The sequence below is a fragment of the Tenacibaculum sp. 1_MG-2023 genome, from assembly GCF_030547425.1.
GTDB lineage: Bacteria > Bacteroidota > Bacteroidia > Flavobacteriales > Flavobacteriaceae > Polaribacter.
The window spans coordinates 71,757-96,455 of sequence record NZ_JAUORH010000012.1 but is presented as its reverse complement, the minus strand read 5'-3'; the positions used below and the strand labels follow the sequence as shown (position 1 = coordinate 96,455).

24 protein-coding genes are annotated in these 24,699 nt (G+C 33.1%); 13 read left to right on the top strand and 11 right to left on the bottom strand.

Annotated elements, in window-relative coordinates; genetic code table 11:
• Window positions 1-241 precede the first annotated feature (241 nt).
• From Q4517_RS09925 to Q4517_RS09915, 3 genes are read left to right on the top strand one after another with little or no spacing between them, the layout of a single operon-like run.
• Window positions 242-751: a hypothetical protein gene (locus Q4517_RS09925; RefSeq protein ID WP_303508697.1), complete on the top strand. Its 510-nt coding sequence runs from the start codon at window positions 242-244 to the stop codon at window positions 749-751.
• Window positions 748-1,326 carry a hypothetical protein gene (locus Q4517_RS09920; protein ID WP_303508695.1) on the top strand — a complete coding sequence of 193 codons (579 nt, stop codon included), beginning with the start codon at window positions 748-750 and terminating at the stop codon, window positions 1,324-1,326. Before Q4517_RS09925 ends, Q4517_RS09920 begins: the two co-directional genes overlap by 4 nt.
• Window positions 1,327-1,352: 26 nt before the next feature.
• A complete protein-coding gene (locus tag Q4517_RS09915; RefSeq protein ID WP_303508693.1) occupies window positions 1,353-1,781 on the top strand; it encodes a hypothetical protein in 429 nt (142 codons plus the stop codon).
• 648 nt (window positions 1,782-2,429) lie between these two features.
• Here the strand turns inward: Q4517_RS09915 and Q4517_RS09910 are convergent.
• The 6 genes from Q4517_RS09910 to Q4517_RS09885 all read right to left on the bottom strand — a co-directional run bounded on the left by Q4517_RS09910 (window position 2,430) and on the right by Q4517_RS09885 (window position 10,200).
• Complete coding sequence (locus tag Q4517_RS09910) at window positions 2,430-2,858, bottom strand: META domain-containing protein (RefSeq protein WP_303508691.1); 429 nt, start codon at window positions 2,856-2,858, stop codon at window positions 2,430-2,432.
• 10 nt (window positions 2,859-2,868) lie between these two features.
• Window positions 2,869-3,855, bottom strand: a complete 987-nt coding sequence (locus tag Q4517_RS09905; RefSeq protein WP_303508689.1) for a PliI family lysozyme inhibitor of I-type lysozyme — start codon at window positions 3,853-3,855, stop codon at window positions 2,869-2,871.
• Between the two features lie 273 nt (window positions 3,856-4,128).
• On the bottom strand, window positions 4,129-5,937 hold the full coding sequence (locus Q4517_RS09900; protein ID WP_303508686.1) for an acyl-CoA dehydrogenase family protein: 1,809 nt from the start codon (window positions 5,935-5,937) through the stop codon (window positions 4,129-4,131).
• 119 nt (window positions 5,938-6,056) lie between these two features.
• Entirely contained in the window at window positions 6,057-7,247 is a 1,191-nt protein-coding gene (locus Q4517_RS09895; RefSeq protein ID WP_303508684.1) for an acetyl-CoA C-acyltransferase, read from the bottom strand.
• Between the two features lie 68 nt (window positions 7,248-7,315).
• Window positions 7,316-9,721, bottom strand: a complete 2,406-nt coding sequence (locus tag Q4517_RS09890; protein WP_303508682.1) for a 3-hydroxyacyl-CoA dehydrogenase/enoyl-CoA hydratase family protein — start codon at window positions 9,719-9,721, stop codon at window positions 7,316-7,318.
• 17 nt (window positions 9,722-9,738) lie between these two features.
• The gene (locus Q4517_RS09885; protein WP_303508681.1) at window positions 9,739-10,200 is read right to left on the bottom strand and encodes a MarR family winged helix-turn-helix transcriptional regulator; all 462 of its coding nucleotides are present in this window, start codon (window positions 10,198-10,200) and stop codon (window positions 9,739-9,741) included.
• Window positions 10,201-10,391: 191 nt separating this feature from the next.
• On the opposite strand from Q4517_RS09885, the gene Q4517_RS09880 reads away from it, so the two are divergent.
• The 5 genes from Q4517_RS09880 (at window position 10,392) to Q4517_RS09860 (ending at window position 15,167) form a co-directional block, all read left to right on the top strand.
• Window positions 10,392-11,321, top strand: a complete 930-nt coding sequence (locus Q4517_RS09880; protein WP_303508679.1) for an ABC transporter ATP-binding protein — start codon at window positions 10,392-10,394, stop codon at window positions 11,319-11,321.
• Window positions 11,322-11,324: 3 nt separating this feature from the next.
• The gene (locus Q4517_RS09875) at window positions 11,325-12,647 is read left to right on the top strand and encodes an ABC transporter permease (protein WP_303508676.1); all 1,323 of its coding nucleotides are present in this window, start codon (window positions 11,325-11,327) and stop codon (window positions 12,645-12,647) included.
• 92 nt (window positions 12,648-12,739) lie between these two features.
• Entirely contained in the window at window positions 12,740-13,579 is an 840-nt protein-coding gene (locus tag Q4517_RS09870) for a mechanosensitive ion channel family protein (RefSeq protein ID WP_303508673.1), read from the top strand.
• Window positions 13,580-13,650: 71 nt separating this feature from the next.
• Window positions 13,651-13,962, top strand: coding sequence for a four helix bundle protein (locus tag Q4517_RS09865; protein ID WP_303508668.1), 312 nt, complete (start codon window positions 13,651-13,653; stop codon window positions 13,960-13,962).
• 41 nt (window positions 13,963-14,003) lie between these two features.
• The gene (locus tag Q4517_RS09860; RefSeq protein WP_303508666.1) at window positions 14,004-15,167 is read left to right on the top strand and encodes a sigma-54 dependent transcriptional regulator; all 1,164 of its coding nucleotides are present in this window, start codon (window positions 14,004-14,006) and stop codon (window positions 15,165-15,167) included.
• 73 nt (window positions 15,168-15,240) lie between these two features.
• Here Q4517_RS09860 and katG read toward each other — a convergent pair whose 3' ends face one another.
• Window positions 15,241-17,433 carry a catalase/peroxidase HPI gene (katG, locus tag Q4517_RS09855; RefSeq protein ID WP_303508664.1) on the bottom strand — a complete coding sequence of 731 codons (2,193 nt, stop codon included), beginning with the start codon at window positions 17,431-17,433 and terminating at the stop codon, window positions 15,241-15,243.
• Between the two features lie 288 nt (window positions 17,434-17,721).
• Between katG and Q4517_RS09850 the strand changes: the two genes are divergently transcribed.
• From Q4517_RS09850 to Q4517_RS09840, 3 genes are all read left to right on the top strand, one after another.
• On the top strand, window positions 17,722-18,363 hold the full coding sequence (locus tag Q4517_RS09850) for a peroxiredoxin (protein ID WP_303508662.1): 642 nt from the start codon (window positions 17,722-17,724) through the stop codon (window positions 18,361-18,363).
• A gap of 92 nt (window positions 18,364-18,455) precedes the next feature.
• Window positions 18,456-18,764, top strand: coding sequence for a co-chaperone YbbN (locus Q4517_RS09845; RefSeq protein WP_303508659.1), 309 nt, complete (start codon window positions 18,456-18,458; stop codon window positions 18,762-18,764).
• 2 nt (window positions 18,765-18,766) lie between these two features.
• Complete coding sequence (locus Q4517_RS09840) at window positions 18,767-19,024, top strand: DUF6952 family protein (RefSeq protein ID WP_303508657.1); 258 nt, start codon at window positions 18,767-18,769, stop codon at window positions 19,022-19,024.
• 58 nt (window positions 19,025-19,082) lie between these two features.
• Here the strand turns inward: Q4517_RS09840 and Q4517_RS09835 are convergent, their stop codons facing one another.
• Window positions 19,083-19,976, bottom strand: coding sequence for a LysR family transcriptional regulator (locus tag Q4517_RS09835; protein ID WP_303508652.1), 894 nt, complete (start codon window positions 19,974-19,976; stop codon window positions 19,083-19,085).
• 110 nt (window positions 19,977-20,086) lie between these two features.
• Between Q4517_RS09835 and Q4517_RS09830 the strand changes: the two genes are divergently transcribed.
• Window positions 20,087-20,710: a LysE family translocator gene (locus Q4517_RS09830; RefSeq protein ID WP_303508649.1), complete on the top strand. Its 624-nt coding sequence runs from the start codon at window positions 20,087-20,089 to the stop codon at window positions 20,708-20,710.
• Between the two features lie 118 nt (window positions 20,711-20,828).
• On the opposite strand, the gene Q4517_RS09825 is transcribed toward Q4517_RS09830, so the two are convergent.
• From Q4517_RS09825 to Q4517_RS09815, 3 genes are all read right to left on the bottom strand, one after another.
• Window positions 20,829-21,002, bottom strand: coding sequence for a hypothetical protein (locus Q4517_RS09825; RefSeq protein WP_164723466.1), 174 nt, complete (start codon window positions 21,000-21,002; stop codon window positions 20,829-20,831).
• A complete protein-coding gene (locus tag Q4517_RS09820; protein WP_303508645.1) occupies window positions 20,995-22,437 on the bottom strand; it encodes a sodium:solute symporter in 1,443 nt (480 codons plus the stop codon). Before Q4517_RS09820 ends, Q4517_RS09825 begins: the two co-directional genes overlap by 8 nt.
• Window positions 22,438-22,525: 88 nt before the next feature.
• On the bottom strand, window positions 22,526-23,155 hold the full coding sequence (locus Q4517_RS09815; RefSeq protein ID WP_303508642.1) for an NAD(P)H-dependent oxidoreductase: 630 nt from the start codon (window positions 23,153-23,155) through the stop codon (window positions 22,526-22,528).
• 216 nt (window positions 23,156-23,371) lie between these two features.
• On the opposite strand from Q4517_RS09815, the gene Q4517_RS09810 reads away from it, so the two are divergent.
• A complete protein-coding gene (locus Q4517_RS09810) occupies window positions 23,372-24,643 on the top strand; it encodes a DUF2851 family protein (protein ID WP_303508640.1) in 1,272 nt (423 codons plus the stop codon).
• Window positions 24,644-24,699 lie beyond the last annotated feature (56 nt).

The following is a 24,699-nucleotide window of genomic DNA, read 5'->3' as shown; positions in this document are numbered from 1 at the left end:
CAAAACGTATGAGTGAGTTCAGCTTGCAGGTAACGGTTTTGTATAAGATTAGTTGCGTGCTTAAGTAACTAAAATAACAAAAAGAAACTAACCAATTGAATCATTCGAAGGATTATTCCAAAAAGACAATAACCTAGCAATTAATTTTATACGGTGTTAGGTGCAGTTTTTATTTATGATAATTTTTACATAATAATTCAAATAAATTATTTAGTTTAGCGTTTTACATATATGTGTATTTATGAATTTTAAAATTGGCGAATTTGTTGAGGATGCTGCAGTAGTAGACATCTACACTTATGAGGTTTGTGATCCAAAAGGAAATACAATATCTAGTCCAACATTTGATTTTTTGAAAAAACTTTCTCAAATATCACTACAAGATGCTCAAATTTTAAAATCTCAAATACTTCATACAGCTAATGTATATGGAATCGAAGGACGTAACGAGGTCTGTAAAGGAAGAGAAGGCTTATTTGCTTTACCAAGTAAATATGAAGATGGAGTGAAAATTACCAGCAGATATAGGATATATTATTGGGTGTTAAATGGTAGTACAATAATTATTGGTGGAGGATGTCATAAACCTGAAAAGATTAACGGAGTTGAAATTAAAACTTATCAAGAAGTTCCAGAATGTGAAGATGCTGCCGAAGAATTATGTAATATTTCAAAACACATAGAAATGCTTGACAAAAAACAAGCAATATCCATTGATGAAATTGATAAAGAAGAAATTTTAGAATTATGAAAAATATAAACGATTTAGATTTTGAAATACCAAAAGAAATTGAAAATTATACTGCTCATTCTGCTGAAATAGGTATAATGATTAGTAATTATATTCGTTCTGTTGAAGGTATGAATAAGAAGACCTTTGCTGAATTAGTAGGTAAAACTGCTAGTGATGTTACTAGATGGGTTTCTGGAAACCATAACTTTACTATTTTAACTTTAAGTTTGATAGAAGCACATACTGGAATGTCAATTATAAAAAGACTTTCAAGCAGTAACATTAAAGAGCATATCAATTGTAATATTTTTAAAATTGAAACGGAAAACGATTTAAAGTTAGAGATTCATAGGCTTAAAAAAAGAGTGAAAGAACTAGAAAGGGAGACTCAGCAGATAAGTGTTAAAGAAAATATGTGGAGTGTTGTTGAAACACACGGGGTTTATGAAGTACAAGAACCTTCAAATATTCACGATTTAGTTTTAATCGGTTCAGAGGTTAGTACTTTCAAATGGAGAGCTAAAGAAGTTCGTAAAATCCGAAGTAAAGGAAATGAGTTATCCGTAGGAAAACCAACATTAGTTAATATTTAACATTGATTAATTTTAGATAATAGACAATGAAAAAATCAGATATAAGCATTGAAATATACAACGCTAAACCACTTTCTTTTCAAGTGAATAATGATAATATATTTGAAGGCGATTTGAAATTCGAAAATATTAATTTAGCATTAAACACAGAGTTTCAAATTGATGAAAAGAACTCTGCAGTTGGTATTAAGGTTGATTTAGCAGTTATACTAAAAGAAAATGAAAAAGATTTATTTAGTTTAATTTCCTTTTTTGAATTTGGTGTGTTTGACATAAAAGATGTTTTAATAAAAAGAAAAGGAAAAAATGTTTTAGATTCAAGTTTTGCTCGTAAACTATTAAACATTGCAATTGGAGGTACGAGAGGTATGTTGTCAGTTTATTTATCTTCAACACAATACAAAGGATTTACTCTGCCAATAGCTAACATTCCAGATGATTTTTTTGAGGACTAATTAGTTTTTTCAAATTGCACCTAACTTGTTTATATAGATGTAAAATACATCGTTATACACCTGTTTTGGTAGGTTTATAGTTGTATTTTATGTTTGTTTATACATTTACGAACTTACTAATAATAACTTAATTTTCTTACGAAAACCCATAATCGCAACTATTTAACGACTAAAAGTAGTTTTAGTCGTTATTAACGACCTCTGATATCTTAATTTAGAAAATTAAAAACGAGTTGACACACTTTATTGAATACTCCCATAACACGGGTCGCTGATATCACGGCGTGCTCCGTTAACACCACGGCGTACTCCGCAGACACTGCGGCATGCTCCGAAGACACCACGGCGCAGGTCGCTGACACCGCGGCATGGGTCGCTGATATTACGGCATGCTCCGAAGACACTACGGCACGGGTCGCTAATATCACGGCGTGCTCCGAAGACACGACGGCATGGGTCGCTGATGCCACGGCATGTTCTCTGCTTTTACATCTGTATAGATTCAACCCAACATTCACTATATACTTATTAGCGGACGTTGCCTTTGGCAATAAAAAATAAACCTCATACCAACAAACCCAAAAAAGGCTGTATAGTATGAGGTTTCCCCTATGTTATTAGTTCGTTTAAAGTAACAACTATCGTGAATTATTCTTCAGTAGTTACTTTTTTAAAACGCATCATGGTTACATCGTCCATTAATAAGTTTAGTTTTCCTTCTAAGTCAAAACTATACTTGTTAATTCTTTTAATGGTTTTTAAAAACTCTTGCTCCCCTTGTCCGCAGTACATCATGGTAGTTGGCCCCGCTTCTCCAAAAGAAATCGCGTTTTCTTCTCCTAACGTAAATTCAGCAGTATACCCGTTACAACCGTTGTTTCCTGTAGCTTTCTTTGTTTCTTTATCAAACGTAAGTTGTGGTTTTTTATCAGGAAACAATCCTTCAAAAGCAATTCTTGGTCCAGAGATGTATTCTAGTTCCCAAGTAGTGCCATATAATTGTTCAGCAGCCTCTTTTTTAGCACAAGACACTGTGATTAATAGAATAGTTGCGAATACAAATGATAGTTTCTTCATAATAAATAGTTTAATTGTTAGTGTTAAAGTTAGTTGAGTTTTTTACTACAAATTTTCTAGAAGCTTCACCATCAACCAATTTATAGTTAATTTGTCTAGTACCACCCGTTGGGTTGGCATTGGTGTCTTCTTTTGTATAAATAGGAAAACGTTGCGCTAAGGTTGTTTCAATAATGGTAAACTCATCATGTCCCATATATCCTTCACTTAACTTTTTATTTTCAGTAATAGGAGGGAAGTATATTTGACTCATCGATTTTTTATTGTTTACTGAAAATCCTATTACATTTCCGTAGCTTCCACTTCCGTCAGATTGTGTATAAATTAATACTTCAGGAGAACCATCAGAGTTTAAATCTTCAATTTCAGCATCAACAACGTTACCATCAATTGTTTGAGTAACAGCTGAGTTATCAATTTCTAATCCGTAAGGAGTAACTGTTAACTCGGTTTCCATTCCATTTTTTTGAGTAGAAATGTTGAAGCCAATTCCTTGTAAGGTCACATTTTTTCTAAAAATGGTTTTGTCTATCTGTGTTTCGTCAATGTTTCCTTCAATTTTATGATAAGAACCCGCAAGACTTCCTCCACCAGAACAGTAAAAGTTTAATAAACTATTATCTTCTTTGTTTGCCGTGGCAATAGAAATTTGTTTGTTTTTAAAAGAAAATACTACAGTCTTACCGTTTATAACAGCTTTGTAGGTGCTGTCATTTGTTTTTTCGGCAAGAGCGTCAAAAGTACAGGTAGGTTTTTTCTTGTCAGCACGTGAGCGAACAGCAATTTTTATATTGTTATCTGCGGCAGGTCTTACAGCAACTGAAACCCAGTCGTACCCTTCGTTCCTTTTTTCGTATTCTGAAGAAACATAGTTTCCTGTAACATCAGTTATTGTAGTTACGGTTTCTTGTGTGTCTGTTTTTTTTGCTTCATTTTTACAGCTAATTATGGCTAAGAAAGCCATTCCTAGTAGTGCTGTGGTAGTAAGTTTTATCATGCTGTTTTATTTTTCATAGGGACTGATTCAATAAATATACCATTAAAGGTATGAAAAAACGTTTTAAGAAAAACTTAAGACTCTTTCTTTTTAAGCGTATTGATACCGTAGCGTATAGGTTAAATAATAATTTTTAAAGACAAAAAAAAGACCGCCAAAAATTAATTTGACGATCTTTTAAACAAACAACTAAATTCTAAAACCTATAAAAGTTGAAGAAAATTTTTAAAAACCACCTATGCTTGTTAGCAACATTAGGTAGTTTTAATATGTTTAGAAGCAGTATTTATTTTCTGCTTTTAATTTTTCTGCGATTGTGTTACGTAACTCAACTACGTTAGGGTAGTTTGCGTATTTTGTAAAACGCTTAAGTCCCATTAACATCATACGTTGCTCATCACCTTCAGCGAAAGAAATAATTCCTTCTCTTGCACTTTTAGTAATAGTTTCTACAGCGTTGTATAAGTATAACTTCGCCATAGCAATCTGTTCTTTTTGAGCATCTTCACCAAAACGCTTCACGTTCTTTTCAGTTCTTAAAATTCCAGACTCTGCCATGTATACTTCAATTAAAATATTTGAAGCAGCGGTTAATAACTGTTGGTGTTGTTCTAATTCAGGGCCAAATTTTTGTAAAGCAGCACCTGCTACCATTAAGAATACTTTCTTCAATTTAGCGATCATCTCTTTTTCTTCTGAGAATAATTCAGAATAATCTGGAGTATCAAAAGAAGGAATTCCCATTAATTCGTTTTGAACTGCCATTGCAGGATTTAATAAATCTACATGACCTTTCATGGCTTTTTTAACTAACATTCCTACCGATAATAAACGGTTAATTTCGTTAGTTCCTTCGTAAATACGAGCAATACGAGCATCTCTCCAAGCAGACTCCATTGGAGTTTCTTCAGAGAATCCCATACCTCCGTAAATTTGAATTCCTTCATCAGCACAGTTTTGTACGTCTTCTGAAACTGCTACTTTTAAGATTGAACATTCAATAGCATACTCTTCAACACCTTTTAATTCTGCATCTTGGTGAGAGCTTCCTTCAGCTTCACGGATAGCAATTCTATCTTCAATATTTTTAGCAGCTCTGTATGATGCAGATTCACCAACATAAGCACTAGTAGCCATTTCAGCTAACTTCATTTTAATAGCTCCAAATTCAGCAATTGGAGTTTTAAATTGTTTACGCTCGTTAGCATAGTTTACAGCATGGCTAATAATTCTTCTTTGAGAATCTAAACAAGCACCAGCTAATTTAATACGACCAACGTTTAAGGCGTTCATTGCAATTTTGAATCCACCACCACGAACAGATAACATGTTTTCAACAGGAATTAATGTATCGTTGAAAAATACCTGACGTGTAGATGATGCACGAATACCTAATTTGTGTTCTTCTTCTCCTAAAGTTACTCCGTTAGGATTGTTTTTATCATATTCTAAGATAAAACCAGTAATGTTTTTATCGTCTTCGATACGAGCAAAAACGATAAAGATTTCAGCAAAACCTGCATTCGAAATCCACATTTTTTGTCCGTTAATTTTGTAGTGCTTTCCGTCTTCAGTTAACTCAGCAGTAGTTTTACCAGAATTCGCATCCGATCCTGCTCCTGGTTCAGTTAAACAGTAAGCTCCAAAACGCTCTCCCATTGCTAACGCAGGAACATATTTTTGCTTTTGCTCTTCGGTACCATATAAAGTAATTGGCATCGTACCAATACCTGTATGTGCACCAAAAGCAGTACTAAAAGATCCTGTTCCACTTGAAATGTAATCACATGTTAACATGGTAGAAACGAATCCCATTCCTAATCCGCCATACGCTTCAGGAACAGCCACACCTAAAAACCCTAATTCACCAGCTTTACGCATAGTTTCTTGGGTAAGTGCATAATCTTTTGCCTCGAAACGAGCTTTATGAGGAATAATTTCACGGTCGTTAAATTCTTTAACCGCATCACGCATCATTGTTTGCTCTTCTGAAAAATCTTCAGGAGTAAATATATCTTCGCATTTTGTTTCTTTTACTAGGAACTGCCCTCCGCGTAAAATATCTTTATTTAATTCTGACATAATCTTAGATTTTAGTATTTAGTAGTGAGTATTGAGATACTAACTACTTTTATAATTTTGTTACTTATTTTTTAAAAGAGATGAGAAAATTCTCAATACTCAATACTTATATCTTAATTCTAATTTAAGAATTCAAAAATACCTGCAGCACCTTGACCGGTACCTACACACATGGTTACCATTCCGTATTTGTTATTCATGTTGCGCTTACGCATTTCATCAAATAACTGAACAGATAATTTACCACCAGTACATCCTAATGGGTGACCTAAAGCAATTGCTCCACCGTTTACGTTAACGATATCCGGATTTAATCCTAATTCGCGAATAACAGCTAACGATTGTGAAGCAAACGCTTCGTTTAGCTCAATTAATTCAATATCATTTTGTTGTAAACCTGCTTGTTTTAATGCTTTTGGTATTGCTGCTATAGGACCAATTCCCATAATACGAGGGGGTACTCCTGCTGCTGCATAACTTACTAAACGAGCTTCTGGTTGAATACCTAATTCCTTTACCATATCTTCACTCATTACCATTACGAAAGCAGCTCCGTCACTTGTTTGTGATGAGTTACCAGCGGTAACAGAACCATCAGCAGCGAATACTGGACGTAATCTTGCTAAGGCTTCTACGCTAGTTCCACGACGTGGACCTTCGTCTTTAGTAACTGTATAATTTCTTGTGGCACGTTTTCCGTTTGCATCAATGTAGGTTTCTTCTACATCGATTGGTGCTATTTGATCTTGAAAACGATCGCTATCTAACGCTTTTAAAGCTTTCATGTGCGATTCGTAAGCAAATTGATCTTGATCTGCACGAGATACATTGTATTGTTGCGCTACTGCTTCTGCAGTATTACCCATTCCCCAATAGTAATCTTCGTGACCTGCGTTTACGATATCGTAGTTTAATTCTGGTTTAAAACCTGTCATTGGTACAGAACTCATACTTTCTGCTCCACCAGCAATAATACACTCTGCCATTCCAGACTGAATTTTTGCTACTGCCATACCAATAGTTTCTAATCCTGATGAACAGAAACGGTTTACGGTAACTCCAGGAACATCTACAGAATCTAATCCGATTAACGAAATAATTCTTGCCATGTTTAATCCTTGAGAACCTTCAGGCATCGCGTTACCAACAATAACATCGTCGATACGCTTTACGTCGAATTCTGGCAACTTTTCCATCATATACTTGATGGTTTCAGCAGCTAATTCGTCAGCTCTTTTAAATCTGAACACACCTTTTTTAGATTTCCCTACGGCGGTTCTATATCCTTTTACTATATATGCTGTTTTCATATTTTCTTGCTTTTGGCTATTGGCTTTTAGCTATTTGCTAACAGCTAGAGGCTAATAGCATAGTAATTTTAATTACGTAAAGGTTTACCAGTTTTTAACATGTGCTGAATACGCTCTAACGTTTTACGTTCTGTAGTTAAACTTAAGAAAGCTTCACGTTCAAGGTCTAATAAATACTGCTCAGTAACTTTTGTTGGTTCTGATAAATCTCCTCCAGCCATTACATAGGCTAGTTTGTTTGCAATTTTCTGATCGTGTTCAGAAATATATTTAGAAGCTTCCATAGAGTCTGTTCCTACTAAGAACATACCTAAGGCTTGCTTACCTAATACTAAAACATCTTTACGTTTTACAGGTTGTGTATACCCTGCCTCTGCTAATAATATAGCGTGTTTTTTAGCTTCTGCTATTTGACGGTCTTTGTTTACAACCACAACGTCTTTTCCTTTTTGTAGTAAGTTTAAGTCGTACGCTTCATAAGCTGAAGTCGCCACTTTTGCCATACCAATAGTTAAGAAGTGCTCTTGTAACACGTTTAATTGAACATCACCAGTGTGGAATAAGTCTTGAGCTCTTACAGCCATTTCTTTAGATCCACCACCACCAGGAATTACTCCAACTCCAAACTCTACTAATCCGATGTAGGTTTCAGCAGCAGCAACTACTTTATCTGCGTGTAATGATAATTCACAACCACCACCTAACGCCATTCCGTGAGGAGCAGCAATAGTAGGAATTGAAGAGTAACGCATACGTATCATGGTATCTTGGAAATATTTGATAGCCATGTTTAACTCATCGTACTCTTGCTCAACAGCCATCATAAAAATCATTCCGATGTTGGCACCTACTGAGAAGTTTGCAGCTTGGTTACCAATTACTAACCCTTGGAAGTCTTTTTCAGCTAAATCAACTGCTTTATTTAATCCAGCTAAAACATCACCACCAATAGTGTTCATTTTAGATTGGAATTCACAGTTTAAGATTCCGTCTCCTAAATCTTCAATAACAACACCAGAGTTTTTGAATACCTCGGTAGTTTTACGAATGTTATCTAAGATGATAAATGAATCTTGTCCTGGTTTTTTAACTTGTGCTTTTGCTGGTACATCGTAGTAATATGTTGCACCGTCTTTAACTGTATAGAAAGACTTTTCTCCTTTAGCTACCATTTCTGTAACCCAAGCAGCAGGTTCTTTTCCTTCAGCTTTCATTAATTCGATACCTTTTTCAACTCCTACAGCATCCCAAATTTCGAAAGGACCATTTTCCCATCCGAAACCTGCTTTCATGGCATCGTCAATTCTGTATAATTCATCAGAAATTTCTGGAATTCTATTTTGAACGTACGCAAACATTGCTGCGAAGTTTTTACGGTAGAATTCTCCCGCTTTATCTTTTCCGCCAACTAAAACTTTAAATCGGTCAATTGGCTTATCGATTGTTTTTGTTAATTCTAAGGTAGCGAATTTTGCTTTTTTAGACGGACGGTACTCCATCGTATCTAAGTCTAACGCTAAAATTTCACGTTTTCCTTCAGCATTTTTAGTTTTCTTGTAAAAACCTTGTTTGGTTTTGTTCCCTAACCATTTATTTTCCATCATGGTGTCGATGAAATCTGGTAACTTGAATAAGTCGTGAGCTTCGTCGTTAGGACAGTTTTCATAGATTCCGTTAGCAACATGTACTAAAGTATCTAATCCAACAACATCAACAGTACGGAAAGTAGCTGATTTTGGTCGTCCAATAACTGGTCCTGTTAACTTATCAACTTCTTCAATAGTTAAGCCTAATTCTTTTACTTGGTGGAATAACGATTGGATTCCGAAGATACCTATACGGTTACCAATAAACGCTGGTGTATCTTTTGCTAATACTGAAGTTTTTCCTAAGAATTTAGAACCATAATCCATTAAGAAGTCAGTAACTTCTTGCTTACAGTCAGGTCCTGGAACAACTTCAAATAATTTTAAATAACGAGGAGGGTTAAAAAAGTGTGTTACCGCAAAGTGTTTACGGAAATCTTCACTACGTCCTTCGTTCATAAATTTAATAGGAATTCCAGAAGTATTGGTAGAAATTATAGTACCAGGTGTACGGTGTTTTTCAACTTGTTCAAAAACACTTTGTTTAATGTCTAAGCGTTCAACAACAACCTCCATAATCCAATCTACATCTTTTATTTTATGTAAATCGTCTTCAAGGTTACCTGTAGTAATTCTATCTGCAAATTTTTTATTGTAGATAGGTGATGGTTTTGACTTTAATGAAGCAGTCAAAGCATCATTTACCAAACGGTTACGAACTACTTTGTCTTCTAAGGTTAGTCCTTTTGCTTTTTCTTTGTCGTTAAGCTCTCTCGGAACGATGTCCAAAAGCAACACTTCAACGCCAATGTTAGCAAAATGACATGCAATACCTGATCCCATGATACCAGAACCGATAATTGCTACTTTTTTAATTCTTCTTGCCATTTGTTTGTTGGTTTGTTTTATACAGCTTTATTGTCAATATCTTCTTCGTATATTAACTTATCTGTAATTAGTTTGTTTATTGTTGTGGTTACTTTAAAGAAGGTGTCTAGCTCTTCTTCAGTAATATGTTCTCTTACTTTATTATTGAATTGGTATACGTGTCCTTTAGAAACTTCACGCATTTCTTTACCGTATTCGGTAAGTTTTAAAATAACGCTTCTACCATCATTAGGATTTTTCTCGCGACATATAACTCCCTTATCTTCCATTGTTTTTAACAAACGAGAAAGACTTGTAGGTTCCATTCCCATTAACGGACCCAATGCAGTTGAAGGAGTACCGTTTTCAGAATCTATATTCAATAAAGCAAAAGCCGTAGCCATAGTGCTATCGTGCTTTGCAGCCTGCTCGTTGTACATTTTCGCAACTGCTTGCCACGTGGCTCTTAATTGGTGATCTATTGATTTATCCTTGTCCATGAATGCCAAATATATAAAATTTTATTATGCATGCATAGTATTTTGCAAAAAAAGTTATGCATGCATAATAAAATTAACAAAAAAATAATCTTGTAACGTTTAGAGAGAAGCGTATACTAATTGAGTATAAAAATATGTAAGTTTGTCACTACTGTTTTTAAATAAACGGTAATTAATCAACTATAAAATCTATGAGCAATTTATTAGAAGTTAATAATGTAGTAAAGCGTTACGGCGATTATACTGCATTAAATAATGTGTCGATGCACATACCTAAAGGAAGTGTTTTTGGTTTGTTAGGTCCTAATGGAGCAGGAAAAACCTCGCTTATTAGAATCATCAATCAAATAACAATGCCAGATGCAGGTGAAATTATTTTAGATGGAGAGAAGCTAGCTCCTAATCATATAGAATATATAGGGTATTTACCTGAAGAACGTGGTTTGTATAAAAGTATGAAGGTAGGAGAGCAGGCATTATATCTTGCTCAATTAAAAGGGTTAAGTAAATCGGAAGCAAAGAAACGCTTAAAATATTGGTTTGATAAATTTGATATTGGAGCATGGTGGAATAAAAAAATTGAAGAGCTTTCAAAAGGAATGGCTCAGAAAGTTCAGTTTATTGTAACAGTACTTCACCAACCTAAATTGTTAATTTTTGATGAGCCGTTTTCAGGATTCGACCCTATTAATGCACAACTAATAGCAAAAGAAATTTTACAGTTACGAGATGAAGGAGCTACGATTATCTTTTCTACACATAGAATGGAGAGTGTGGAGGAAATGTGTGATTATATAGCGTTGATTAATAAGTCGAATAAAATTTTAGATGGTAAACTAGACGATATTAAAAAAGAGTTTAGAACAAATACTTTTCAAATAGGGTTAGTAACTTCTAACTCAAGAGAAGTGGAGCAGAAGCTAAAACAAAACTTTGAAGTATTACCGGCAGATTTTAGATTGTTAAATGATGGGTTAAAGTTAAATGTAAAACTTACTAACGGAAATTCAGCGAACGATTTATTATCGTATTTAGCTACTCAAGGAGAGGTGCAGCATTTTGTAGAGTTGATACCAAGTGCTAATGATATTTTTATTCAAGCAATTCATAAAAACAGTTAACCAATGAAAAGATTACGATTAATTATAGAACGCGAGTTTATTGCTAAGGTTAGAAATAAGTCGTTTATCGTTATGACTTTCTTAAGTCCATTGTTAATGATTGGTATGGGGGCTTTAGTATTTTTCTTAATGAAGAAGAACGATGAAAAGGTTAAGAAGATAGTATATGTTGATGAGTCTGGGTTATTTTCAAAAGATGTGTTTAAAGATTCAAAAACGGTAAAGTATGAAGATTTTACAGCCTTAGGAATTGAAGATTCTAAAAAGAAGGTAGAAGAAGGAGATTACTACGGAGCTTTATACATTCCGAAACAAGATAGTTTAGAAATGTTGGCAAAATCGATTGAGTTTTTCTCTAAAGACTCACCCAGTATGTCTATCATGGAACGTTTAGAAGATAAAATTGATAAGGAGTTACGTCATAAAAAATTGACAAACTTCGGAATTGATATTGCACATATTGAAGAGTCTAAAATTTCATCAGAAATAAAAATGTTTAATTTTTCGGGAGAAAAATCATCTAAATTAATCAACGGATTAAAGATTGGTGTAGGGGCTATTGCAGGATATTTATTGATGATGTTTGTTATGATTTATGGTACATCAGTAATGAGAAGTGTAATTGAAGAAAAAACGAGTAGAATTATTGAGGTAATCGTTTCTTCAGTAAAGCCTTTTCAACTAATGTTAGGAAAGATTATTGGAAATGCTTCAGCAGGATTATTACAATTCTTTATTTGGGGAATTTTGTTTTTAGTGTTTAGCCTAGTAGCTTCTTCATTCTTTGGAATTGATATGATGGAGATGCAGTCAGCAAAAGTATCGCCAGAACAAATGGAAGCTATTCAACAAACAGCAACCAATAAAGGTGAAATGATTATACAGGAAATATTTAGATTGCCTTTAATTAAAATGTTCTTTTTATTTATCTTCTATTTTTTAGGGGGTTATATGTTGTATAGTTCATTGTTTGCAGCAGTAGGAGCAGCAGTAGATAACGAAACCGATACACAGCAGTTTATGATGCCTATTATGTTACCATTAATCTTAGCCGTGTATGTTGGGTTTGCAACAGTTATTAATGATCCTCACGGGCCAGTATCAGTTATATTTTCATATATACCATTTACTTCACCTATCGTGATGTTAATGAGAATTCCGTTTGGAGTTGCTTGGTGGGAAATAGCGATCTCTATGTTGCTATTAATTCTTACTTTTATGGTAATTGTGTGGATTGCCGCAAAAATTTATCGTGTAGGTATTTTGATGTATGGTAAAAAGCCAACATACAAAGATTTATGGAAGTGGATTCGTTATAATGGATAATTAAATCTTTATGAAATTGGCTTAATAAATTTTATTTTAAAGAGTTTAATAGTGAATTGGATTTGATCAATAAAAACAATAAGAACTAGTAGATGAAAGAAATAATTAAAGAAGTAACCGATTTTCTAAACCTTAGAATTCCTGTAGGAGGAAAAGAAATAGATTTTACCATAAAAACGATTCTGTTTTTAATAATTGGTTTGATTCTTATTAAACTTTTATTGAAATACCTAAAAAGTTTAGCAAAAAGTAAACTAGAACAAGATGATAAGAATAAATTTGATACAATTTTCTCTTTTACTAGTTGGTTAGCTTATGTAGTTGTTTTTTCAATAGTCTTAAGTTCAGCAGGAGTTAATTTAAGTGCTATTTTAGTAGCGTCTTCAGCCTTGTTAATTGGTATTGGTTTGGCGTTGCAAACCTTTTTTCAAGATATAATTTCTGGAGTTTTTATCATTCTTGATAAAAGTGTTCATGTAGGTGATATTATTGAACTAGATGATAAAGTTGGTAGAGTAGAGGAAATAAAATTAAGAACAACTAGAGCTGTAACTATTGATAATAAGGTATTAGTGATACCCAATCATAAATATTTATCAAATAGTTTATACAACTGGACGCAAAACGGTACTACAACTAGAGAAAATGTAACAGTAGGAGTGGCATATGGTAGTGATGTAGCTTTGGTAAAAAAACTATTAATGCAAGCGGCCAGTGAGCATCCAAAGGTGTATCAACACCCTGCTCCGTTGGTGCTTTTTGAAAACTTTGGAGATAGTTCGTTAAACTTTAAATTAGTTTTTACACTAAACGATAGTTTTCAGGCAGCTATACCAAAAAGCGATATACGGTTTAAAATAGACGAACTGTTTAGAGAGCATAATATTAGTATTCCATTCCCTCAAAGAGATATACATATTATTAAAGAGTAAAGACGAAAAGAAAAAAAAATTAGACGGTGGAAAAACATAATTTTAAAAAACTTAAAATTTGGGTTTATTGAATGAAGCATTGTGATAAGGTTTTTAAGATAACAAAAGAGTTTCCAAAAGAAGAAGTATGTTCTTTAGCATTTCAGATAAATGGATCAGTAATTTCTATCCCGTCGAATATTGCAGAAGGGTCAAGTAGAAGTTCAAATAAAGAGTTTAAAAGATTTTTAGAAATTGCACTTGGCTCGCTTTTTGAATTGCAAACACAAATAGTTCTTTCTTATTATAAAGAATATATCAATAAAGTAACGTTAATAGGTTTAGAAGACGAAATAGAAGAGCTTCAAAAAATGGTTTTGGGATTTAAGAATTCATTAAACTAGTCTTTTTTCTTTTGGTCTTACATCTAAAAGTCTAAAAAAATATGAGTAAAATATTAATAATAGAAGATGAGGCTGCAATTCGCAGGGTATTAAAAAAAATTATAACGGAAGAAAACGATTCCTATGAGGTTGAAGAAGCAGAAGATGGTTTGCAAGGAATTGAAAAGATAAAGAAAACAGATTATGATTTAGTGTTATGTGATATTAAGATGCCTAAAATGGATGGTGTTGAGGTGTTGGAAAAAGCCAGAAAATTAAAACCAGAAATACTAATGGTGATGATTTCTGGTCATGGAGATCTAGACACCGCAGTAAACACAATGCGTTTGGGAGCTTTTGATTATATTTCAAAACCACCAGATTTAAACCGTTTATTGAACACCGTAAGAAATGCTTTAGATAAAAAGGAGTTGGTAGTAGAAAATAAGCGTTTAAAAAAGAAGGTGAGTAAGAACTATGAAATGATTGGAGAAAGTGATGCTATTACTCATATAAAAGAGATTATAGAAAAAGTATCAACTACCGATGCTAGAGTTTTAATTACAGGACCTAACGGAACAGGAAAAGAATTAGTAGCACATTGGTTGCACGAAAAATCTGACCGTTCTAAAGCTTCAATGATTGAAGTGAATTGTGCAGCGATACCTTCTGAGTTAATAGAAAGTGAACTGTTTGGACATGTAAAAGGAAGTTTTACAGGAGCAAATAAAGATAGAGCAGGGAAATTTGAAGCAGCTAATGGAGGAACCATTTTCTTAGATGAAATTGGAGACATGAGTTTATCGGCACAGGCAAAAGTTTTACGAGCACTACAAGAAAATCGTATCCAGCGTGTAGGTTCTGATAAAGATATAAAAGTAAACGTACGTGTTGTTGCTGCAACAAATAAAGATTTAAAGACGGAAATAGAGGAAGGACGCTTTCGAGAAGATTTATACCATCGTTTAGCAGTGATTTTAATTAAAGTCCCTGCGCTAAATGATAGAAGAGAAGATATTCCTTTACTAGTAGATTTTTTCGCAAAAAAAATATCAGAAGAACAAGGAATGCCTCAGAAACAATTTGAAGATAAAGCGATTAAGCGATTGCAAGAATACGATTGGACTGGAAATATCCGTGAATTAAGAAATGTTGTAGAACGGTTGCTTATTTTAGGAGAGAAGAAAGTGTCAGAAAATGACGTAAAACTATTTGCGAGTAAGTAAACTACTACTTAAAATAAAAGACAAAAAAAAGAAGAGCATTTAGCTCTTCTTTTTTTTGTAATCTAGTTTTAAATTAAGCTAAATCATACCTGTCAGCATTCATTACTTTAGTCCAAGCAGCTACAAAATCTTTTACAAATTTCTCTTTGTTATCATCTTGTGCATATACTTCAGCATACGAACGTAAAATTGAATTTGAACCAAATATTAAATCAGCTCTTGTAGCTGTCCATTTAGTACTTCCAGTTTTACGATCAACAATATTGTATAAGTTTTCCCCAGCAGGCTTCCATGAGTATTTCATATCTGTGAGGTTTACAAAGAAATCGTTACTTAACACGCCTTCGTTGTCTGTAAATACTCCATGTTTTGAGCCTCCGTGGTTGGTTCCTAGTACGCGCATTCCTCCAACTAAAACAGTCATTTCGGGAGCAGTTAGGTCCATAAGTTGCGTTCTATCTAGTAATAATTCTTCTGGTTTTACAATATAATCTTTCTTTTGCCAGTTTCTATATCCGTCATGTAGAGGCTCTAAAACATCAAAAGATTCAGTATCTGTCATTTCAGCGGTTGCATCACCTCTTCCAGGGGTAAAAGGAACTTTAATGTCAATACCACCATCTTTAGCGGCTTTTTCAACAGCGGCACTACCTCCTAAAACAATCAAATCAGCAATACTAACTTTTTTACTTAACCCTGATTGAATCTCAGTGAGCTTATCTAATACTTTTTTTAGTCTTGTAGGTTCATTTCCTTCCCAGTCTTTTTGAGGAGCTAAACGAATGCGTGCTCCATTAGCACCACCTCTAAAGTCGGACCCTCTATAAGTTCTAGCACTATCCCAAGCGGTATTTATAAGTTCAGTGCGAGAAAGTCCACTATTTAATAGTTTTTCTTTTAGTTCTTCAACTTCAGTATTGTTTAAAGTATAGTTAACAGTAGGAACAGGATCTTGCCAGATAAGTGTTTCTGCTGGAGCATCAGCACCTAAATAACGAGTATTAGGTCCTAAATCACGATGTGTTAGTTTAAACCAAGCACGAGCGAAAGTATCTGCAAAGTATTCTGGATCTTTGTAGAATTTTTCAGATATTTTTCTGTATTCAGGATCCATTTTCATAGCCATATCCGCATCAGTCATGATTGGATTTCTTTTGATGTTCGGATTGTGAGCATCTACAGGTTTGTCGGTTTCGTCCATATTAATAGGCTCCCATTGCCACGCTCCTGCAGGGCTCTTTTTTGATTCCCATTCATGATTTAATAATAAATGGAAGTATGTGTTGTTCCATCTATCAGGTGTTGTTGTCCATGCACCTTCTAAACCACTAGTTACAGTATGTTCAGCATTTCCACTTCCTTTAGGATTCATCCAACCAAAACCTTGGTTGTGAATTTCTGCCCCTTCAGGGCTTTGACCTAAAGCATCAGCATCACCATTACCGTGAGCCTTTCCTACGGTATGTCCACCTGCAGTTAAAGCAACGGTTTCTTCATCATCCATTGCCATTCGTTTAAAAGTCTCTCTAACATCTTGTGCAGTTCTTAACGGGTCAGGTTTTCCGTCTACACCTTCAGGGTTTACATAAATTAACCCCATCATTACCGCAGCTAATGGATTTTCTAAGTCTCTATCACCAGAATATCGAGAGCCTTTACTCCCTGTTGGCGCTAACCATTCTTTTTCAGACCCCCAGTAAATATCTTTTTCAGGATGCCAAATATCTTTGCGTCCACCAGCAAAACCAAAAGTTTTGAAGCCCATTGATTCATAAGCCATATTACCAGCTAAAATAATAAGGTCAGCCCAAGATAGTTTGTTTCCGTATTTTTTCTTGATTGGCCATAATAACCGTCTTGCTTTATCTAAATTACCATTATCAGGCCAACTATTTAATGGAGCGAAGCGTTGATTACCAGTGTTACTACCACCTCTACCATCAGCAACTCTATAGGTACCAGCAGCATGCCACGCCATACGAATCATTAAGCCACCATAATGTCCCCAATCGGCAGGCCACCAATCTTGACTATCGATCATTAAGTCTTTAAGGTCATTTTTAACTGCTTCTAAATCTAATTTTTTAAATTCTTCAGCATAATTAAAATTACTGTCTAAAGGATTGGTTTTGGTATCGTGTTGATGTAGTATGTCTAAGTTTAATGATTTCGGCCACCACTCCATGATGTTATCATGTATTTCTGTGTTGGCGCCTTGTGAAAAAGGGCATTTGCCTTTTGAAGAATGTGAGTTTGTATTTTTCATGATATTATAATTTAATAGGTTAGAATTGGACAAAGCTACTATAAAACAATAGATAATTTTTATCTATATTTTTTATTTTAAAATAACAAATAATTATAGTTGTAGTTTTTAGACTTTATAATATGTTGAAATATAAAGGTATATTTTTTTTAATGATTTAAAAATATGTTAACTATTGGTTATAGTTATAGTGAAATAAAAAAATATTTTTAGATTCACACTTTAAATGAGAAGAAACAAAATACATTTGTGCCTGTAAAAAAATATTAATCAATAAAAAATTATAAAATGGCTACAGTAGTAGGAAAAAAATTTCCAAGTTTAAACGTAGATGCAATGAATGAAATGGGTGATACGTTTAAGTTAAATGTATTAGAAGAAGCAGTTAAAAACAAGAAAAAAGTGTTGTTATTTTGGTATCCGAAAGACTTTACTTTCGTTTGTCCAACTGAGTTACATGCTTTTCAAGCTGCATTACCAGAATTTGAAAAAAGAAACACTATTGTAATTGGAGCTTCTTGTGATACTCCTGAAGTACACTTTGCTTGGTTAAACCAATCTAAGGATAATGGAGGTATTGAAGGTGTTACTTACCCATTATTAGCTGATAGTAATCGTAATTTATCATCTATTTTAGGTATCTTAGACATCTCTAACGAGGTTTATGATGAAGCTACAGGAACTGTACAGGTTGAAGGAGATAATGTAACGTATAGAGCTACATATTTAATAGATGAAGAAGGAACTGTATTCCATGAAGGGATCAACCACATGCCAGTTGGTCGTAATGTAAATGAATATTTACGTTTAGTAGATGCTTATACTCACGTACAAGAAAAAGGTGAGGTTTGTCCTGCAAACTGGGAAGAAGGTAAAGAAGCAATGCAAGCTAACGCAAAGGCAACAGCAGAATATTTAGCAGCAAACTAATTAGACATAATTAAAGAAAGGAAACAAGTTCGTGTGAGATAAGTGAAGGGGTCGAGCACGAGCTCCTTTCGAAATGGATAATAATTAAAGAAATGGTACAAGAATTAAGTCAAGACAATTTATCAGAAGTTGTTGCAGACAATAAAAAAGTTATAGTTCAGTTTTCAGCTTCATGGTGTGGTAACTGCCGTATTATGAAACCTAAATTTAAAAAGTTATCTTCTGAGAATGAAGATATGGTTTTTGTAATAGCTGATGCCGAAAAATTTCCAGAGAGTAGAAAGCTTGCTGATGTGAGTAACTTGCCTACTTTTGCTACTTATATTGATGGAAAATTAGTAAATCAAACTCAAACCAATAAGTTTGATGTATTGAAGGATTTAGTAAATGAAGTAGCTTAGTTATGAAATTACCAGTAATTAAACACTTAACTTCATTTATTGAAGAAAATGACCAAGATTATGTACTAGAAACTATTGAGACGCTTGAAGCTTTAACAGAGGTTCCATCGTTAAAAGATGAAGAGCTAGACGTTATAGGAGAGTTAATCTCTAATATGTACGGAGCAATTGAGGTTGATAAAATGATTAAAGACGGAACACCTAAGAAAGAAGCGTTAAATAATTTTATGAAACGTGTTTTAGGTTCGATTGATAAATAGTTACTTGTACGTACAAATAAACAAAAACCTGAACATTGAAAAGTGTTTAGGTTTTATTTTATACAAACTTTCGGTTGTAGTTTTTACCTAATTTTATAGAATATTCAATAACACTTTTAATGACTTTTCTATGGTCGTTCTTTCGCCAATTAATATATAATTCTGTGCTTTCGGGTAGTGTAATAAACCGTATGTTTGTATTTAAAGAAAACTGATAGGAGTAAGGTAAAATAGATATTCCTAAACCTCTACCAATTAAGTTTAATATCATACTTCCAAAATCAGATTCAATATGGGTTTGAGGTTCAAAACCATAAGTGTTAAAAATATTGCGTAGTAATGAAGAAAAATAAGTAGTGTGATGTAAACCAGAAAGGATGAATTTTTCGTCTTTTACGTCTCTTAAATCAACAAAAGAACCTTCTGTTACCCAATGATCTTTTGGAACCACAAGGCAAACGGGTTCAGCATACAACCTTTCTGATAAAATAGAAGCATTTAGAACTTCATTTCTGCTAAAAGCAAAATCTATTTGATAACTAGAAAGTAATTTTTCAAGTGTAATATCAGTAGGTTCCATAAGTTCTACTTTTAAATCTGGTTTCTCTTCTGAAAATATTTTGAGTAACTCAGGTAAATAGTTGTAAGAGATAGAACCAGAATACGCAATACTAACAAGTCCAGAAGAACCTTCATCAATTTTTTTAGCATGTTGATGTGTACGATCGAACTCGTCCAATAGAACATCCCATTTTTTCTTAAGGAATACACCAGCTTCAGTAAGTTTTACGTTTCTTTTATCTCGCTCAAATAAAGTAACGCCTAACTCTTCTTCTAAAGATTGAATTTGCCTACTTAATGACGATTGAGAGGTGTAAACTTTCTCTGCTGTTTTCCAAAAATGTAATTCTTCTGCTAGAATTAAAAAATACCGTATCTGTTGAATAGTCATTTTAATGCGTTTTTTGCATTAATCAGTCAAAAATAAGTATTTTTTAATAAAGAGAACTGCTGTTGCTTTGCATAAAAAAACTTTGTAATCATTTTTAAAAGAGTAACGAAATGGGAATTGAGAATTTTATTGCGTTTTTAGTAGCAACTGTTCTTTTTGTGTTAACACCAGGAATAGAAACAGTTTTTTTAATTAACAAGTCAATTAGTCAAGGACGAAGGTCTGGGGTATACACTAGTTTTGGTTTAAATACAGGGGCTTTAGTGCATACGTTACTAGGTGCGTTAGGGTTGTCAATTATGGTAGCAAAATCAGTAATATTCTTTGCATTAATTAAATATTTAGGAGCAGCTTATTTAATTTATTTAGGAGTAACAAAAGTGATGTCTAAAAAAGGATTGATAACAGAAACGAATGAAGGACAAAAGAAAGATTCAGCAAAAAGTAATTTTACATCAGGGTTTGTTACAAATATATTAAACCCGAAAGTTGCATTATTCTTTATAGCATTCTTTCCGCGGTTTATAAGTCCAACAGAAATAGAAAATCCAGTTCCTTTTATGATTTTAGGTGTTATTTATGCAATGATGACTACTGTTTGGTACTTGGTTTTAACATCATTTGCAGGTACATTTTCAACTAAAATTAAAGAAAATGAAAAAATGGGTGTGAGATTGAATAAAATTTCAGGTGCTATATTCGTATTGATGGGGTTACAAATAGCGTTTATGTAAAAATTATAAACCGATAGTGATTAATGTTTCGCTATCGGTTTGTATTATTTTTAATTATGCCTTCATTTCTGTTTCATTATAAAAACCACCTTAGGGATGTTCTGTTAGATTAAATTTTTTAGCTATCTGTTGTGCTGTCATTTTCTTTTTGTTCGTTAACTTTTTTTATAATGGCTTTTAAGCGTTCTTTAGTACGTTGTTTTTCCAAACGAAGTTTGTTTTCTTTTTGTTTCATTAAGCGAGTATGCTTCGCTTTGTTTACCGTGTTTTTTGCTTTTCCTTTTTTAGGCATTTTTTGATGTTTTAATGGCTAATAATCCCAAGAAAGTTAAGAATCCGTTTAATATCAATACAAAGAATCCAAAATCAAACCCAAATTTTTTCTTGCTGTAAAAACTAATAACATAGGTTAAAGCCGGAGCAATCAAACAAATGATAGGAACAAACTTGTCTTTTATATTTAGTTTGGTAAATAAGCCAAAAGCATATAAGCCTAGTAAAGGACCGTATGTGTAGCCAGCAAATTGAAATATTTTAGCAATGACACTCTCATCAGCAATAAAATATTTAAAAATTAAGATGGTAGCCACTAAAATAAATGAAAATAGCACATGAATTTTCTTTCGTGTTCTTTCTTTTTCTTCTTCGTTTTCTTTCTTATCAATTTCAAGAATATCAATACTAAAAGAGGTAGTTAACGAAGTTAAAGCACTATCAGCACTTGAGTATGCTGCGGCAATTAATCCCAATAGAAAGAATAGAGAAGTGGCTATACCTAAATCGCCACTCATTGCTATGGTAGGGAATAAGCTATCTTTGTGAGCGTTTAGCTCATTTGCTGTAGCATAATCTGTTAATAAAACACCTAAAGCTAAAAAGAAAAAGTTAACAATTACCAATACGATGGTAAACCAAAACATATTTTTTTGAGCATCTTTTAAGTTGCGGCAGGTCAAGTTTTTTTGCATCATGTCTTGATCTAAACCTGTCATTACAATTGAAATAAAAGCACCTGAAAAGAACTGCTTCCAAAAGTAATTTCCTGCTTTTACATCGTCAAAAAAGAAGGTTTTTGAAAGGTTGTTGTCCGTTACGTACGAAAACAAATTGTCTATTTGCATTTCATCTTTTATCATTACAATACAAACCCCAACAGCAATTAGCATAAACAACGTTTGTAAAGTGTCGGTCCATACAATAGTTTTAATTCCTCCTTTAAAAGTATATAACCAAATAAGTAAAATGGTAATAGTTACGGTTACCCAAAATGGGATTCCATAAGCATCAAATAAAATTAACTGTAATACATTTGCCACTAAAAACAAACGAAAGGCAGCACCAACAGTTCTTGAAAGTAAGAAAAAAGAGGCGCCTGTTTTATACGAATACCTACCAAAACGTCCTTCTAAATAGGTGTAGATTGAGGTTAAATTTAATCGATAATAAAGAGGTAGTAATACCAATCCAATGACGGCATAACCTACTACATATCCTAGTACCATTTGCATATAACTCATTTTGTCACCCTCAACCCAACCAGGAACCGAAATAAAAGTAACTCCAGATAGTGAAGCTCCAATCATACCAAAGGCTACTAAATACCATGGAGAAGAGTTGTTTGCTTTAAAAAATGTTTGGTTGTTTGCCGATTTACCTGTAATGTATGAGATAAGAATTAATACAACAAAATAGGCTAAAATAAGGAGTAATATATGTAGTGGCTGCATACTGTTAATTACGAATTATAAATTACGAATGTACTAATTTAGTTTTTAGCTTATACAAAATCATAATTCGTAACTAACAATTAAAAAACTATAGTTCTATAACCACTTCTTCTGTTTTTCTACGAACTTTTTTTAAGTCTTTCATATAATCGTCTTCTGCCCTAAAACCAACTGGTAATACCAGAACCGATTGTAAATTATATTTATCCAAGTCTAAAATTTCATTGTATTTTTCAGGAACAAAACCTTCCATAGGACAGCTATCAATTTTTTCATTAGCGGCAACAGTCATTAGGTTTCCTAGAGCGATATAAGCTTGATTTTTCATCCAATGAAATAATACTTCTGGTGATTTATTCTCAATATCGTTTGTTAAAAATTCTTTGAAAGGGTTTAAAATCTCATCGGGGGTGTTTCTAATGTCTTTTACTAATTTAAAATAGCTCTCAACATCTTTAGTAGTAAGTTCTTTTGGGGTACATAATACCAATAAGTGAGAAGCCTGTGCAACTTGGTGCTGATTCCAAGAATGTGCAACTAATTGTTGTTGCAAATCTTTGTTTTTTACTACAACCATTTTAACAGGCTGTAATCCGTAAGAAGTAGCAGTTAAATTAAAAGCTTCTTTTAAAATGTTAATTTGTTCTTCGGAAAGAAATTTATGTTCGTCAAATTTTTTAACAGCATAACGCCATTGTAAATTTTCAATACTATTCATATGGTTTGGTTTTTATTCGATAATCGAGAGTTAAAATACTTCAAGACTTGTCTTGAAATTAAAACGTGTTTTTACGTAGTCACCTTTTAGGTTTACCTACGGTAATTTACTTTGACAAAAGTAGAGGAATAAAAAGTAGCCTAAAAATACTTCGAATAATTAATATTGATAGTATCATAAAAATATTTTGTACATTGAAGGTGAAAAAGAAAGCGTATGAAAGAAGAATTTTTACACTTTTTGTGGAAATACAAATTATTTAACAAAGCAAATTTAATATCAGTAAAAGGAAGAATTGTTGAAGTGGTAGATTCAGGGAGTCACAATACTAATTCAGGACCTGATTTTTTGAATGCAAAATTGAAGATTGATAGCCAGTTATGGGTTGGAAATATTGAAATTCATATAAAGTCATCAGACTGGTATACGCATCATCACGAAAAAGATGCAAATTACGATGCCGTTATTTTGCATATTGTATGGGAGCACGATACAGATATATTTATGAAAAATAACCGTCCATTACCAACGGTAGAATTACAAAGCTTTGTTCAAAAAGAAATATTGGCAAACTATAAAAAACTGTTTTTAAAAGAGCAGCGATGGATTCCATGTGAAAAGCAAATAGCTGAAACTAGTTCTTTTATATTGAATAACTGGTTAGAACGTTTGTACTTTGAACGATTAGAGAACAAATCGGAGGTAATAAAAGAGCTGCTACAAAAATCAAATAATGATTATGAAGCGGTGTTGTTTCAGTTATTAGCTAAGAATTTCGGATTGAAAGTTAATGGAGCGGCTTTCCTAGAACTAGCACAATCGTTTGATTTTTCAGTGTTACGTAAAGTTCGATTTAATGAAGAAGAATTGTCAGCTTTATTGTTTGGACAAGCTGGATTTTTAGCTGATGAAATAGAAAATAGTTATTATCGTAACTTACAAAATGAATATGCTTATATGCAACATAAGTATAAGTTAAGAGGAATGACTAAGCAAAGGTTTCAGTTTTTTAGAATGCGACCGAATAATTTTCCTACGATTAGAATAGCTCAATTGGTAGCTTTATATAATGAGTATCAAAATTTGTTTTCAAGATTAATAGCTATAAATAGAGTAGAGGATTTCTATGATTTATTAACTGTGGAAGTGAATGATTTTTGGAAGGCTCACTATACATTTGAGGCTACATCAAAAAAATCAGCTAAAAAACTCACAAAATCATTTATTGACTTACAGATTATTAATACGATTATTCCTTTAAAGTTTGTTTATGAACAGGCTAGAGGAGAGGTTGATCAAGAGGGTTTGTTACAGTTAATAAAACAGTTGAAACCAGAAAAAAACTCAATTATTAATAAGTTTTCTGAATTAAAAATTGAGACAAAAGATGCTTTTGAATCTCAAGCTTTGTTAGAGTTAAAAAATAACTATTGTACAAAGAAACGTTGTTTACAATGTGTAATAGGAAATAGTCTGTTACGTAAATAAAAATCTCGTGAATTTTATAATTCACGAGATTAATCTCTTTTTTACTTTGAGTCGAA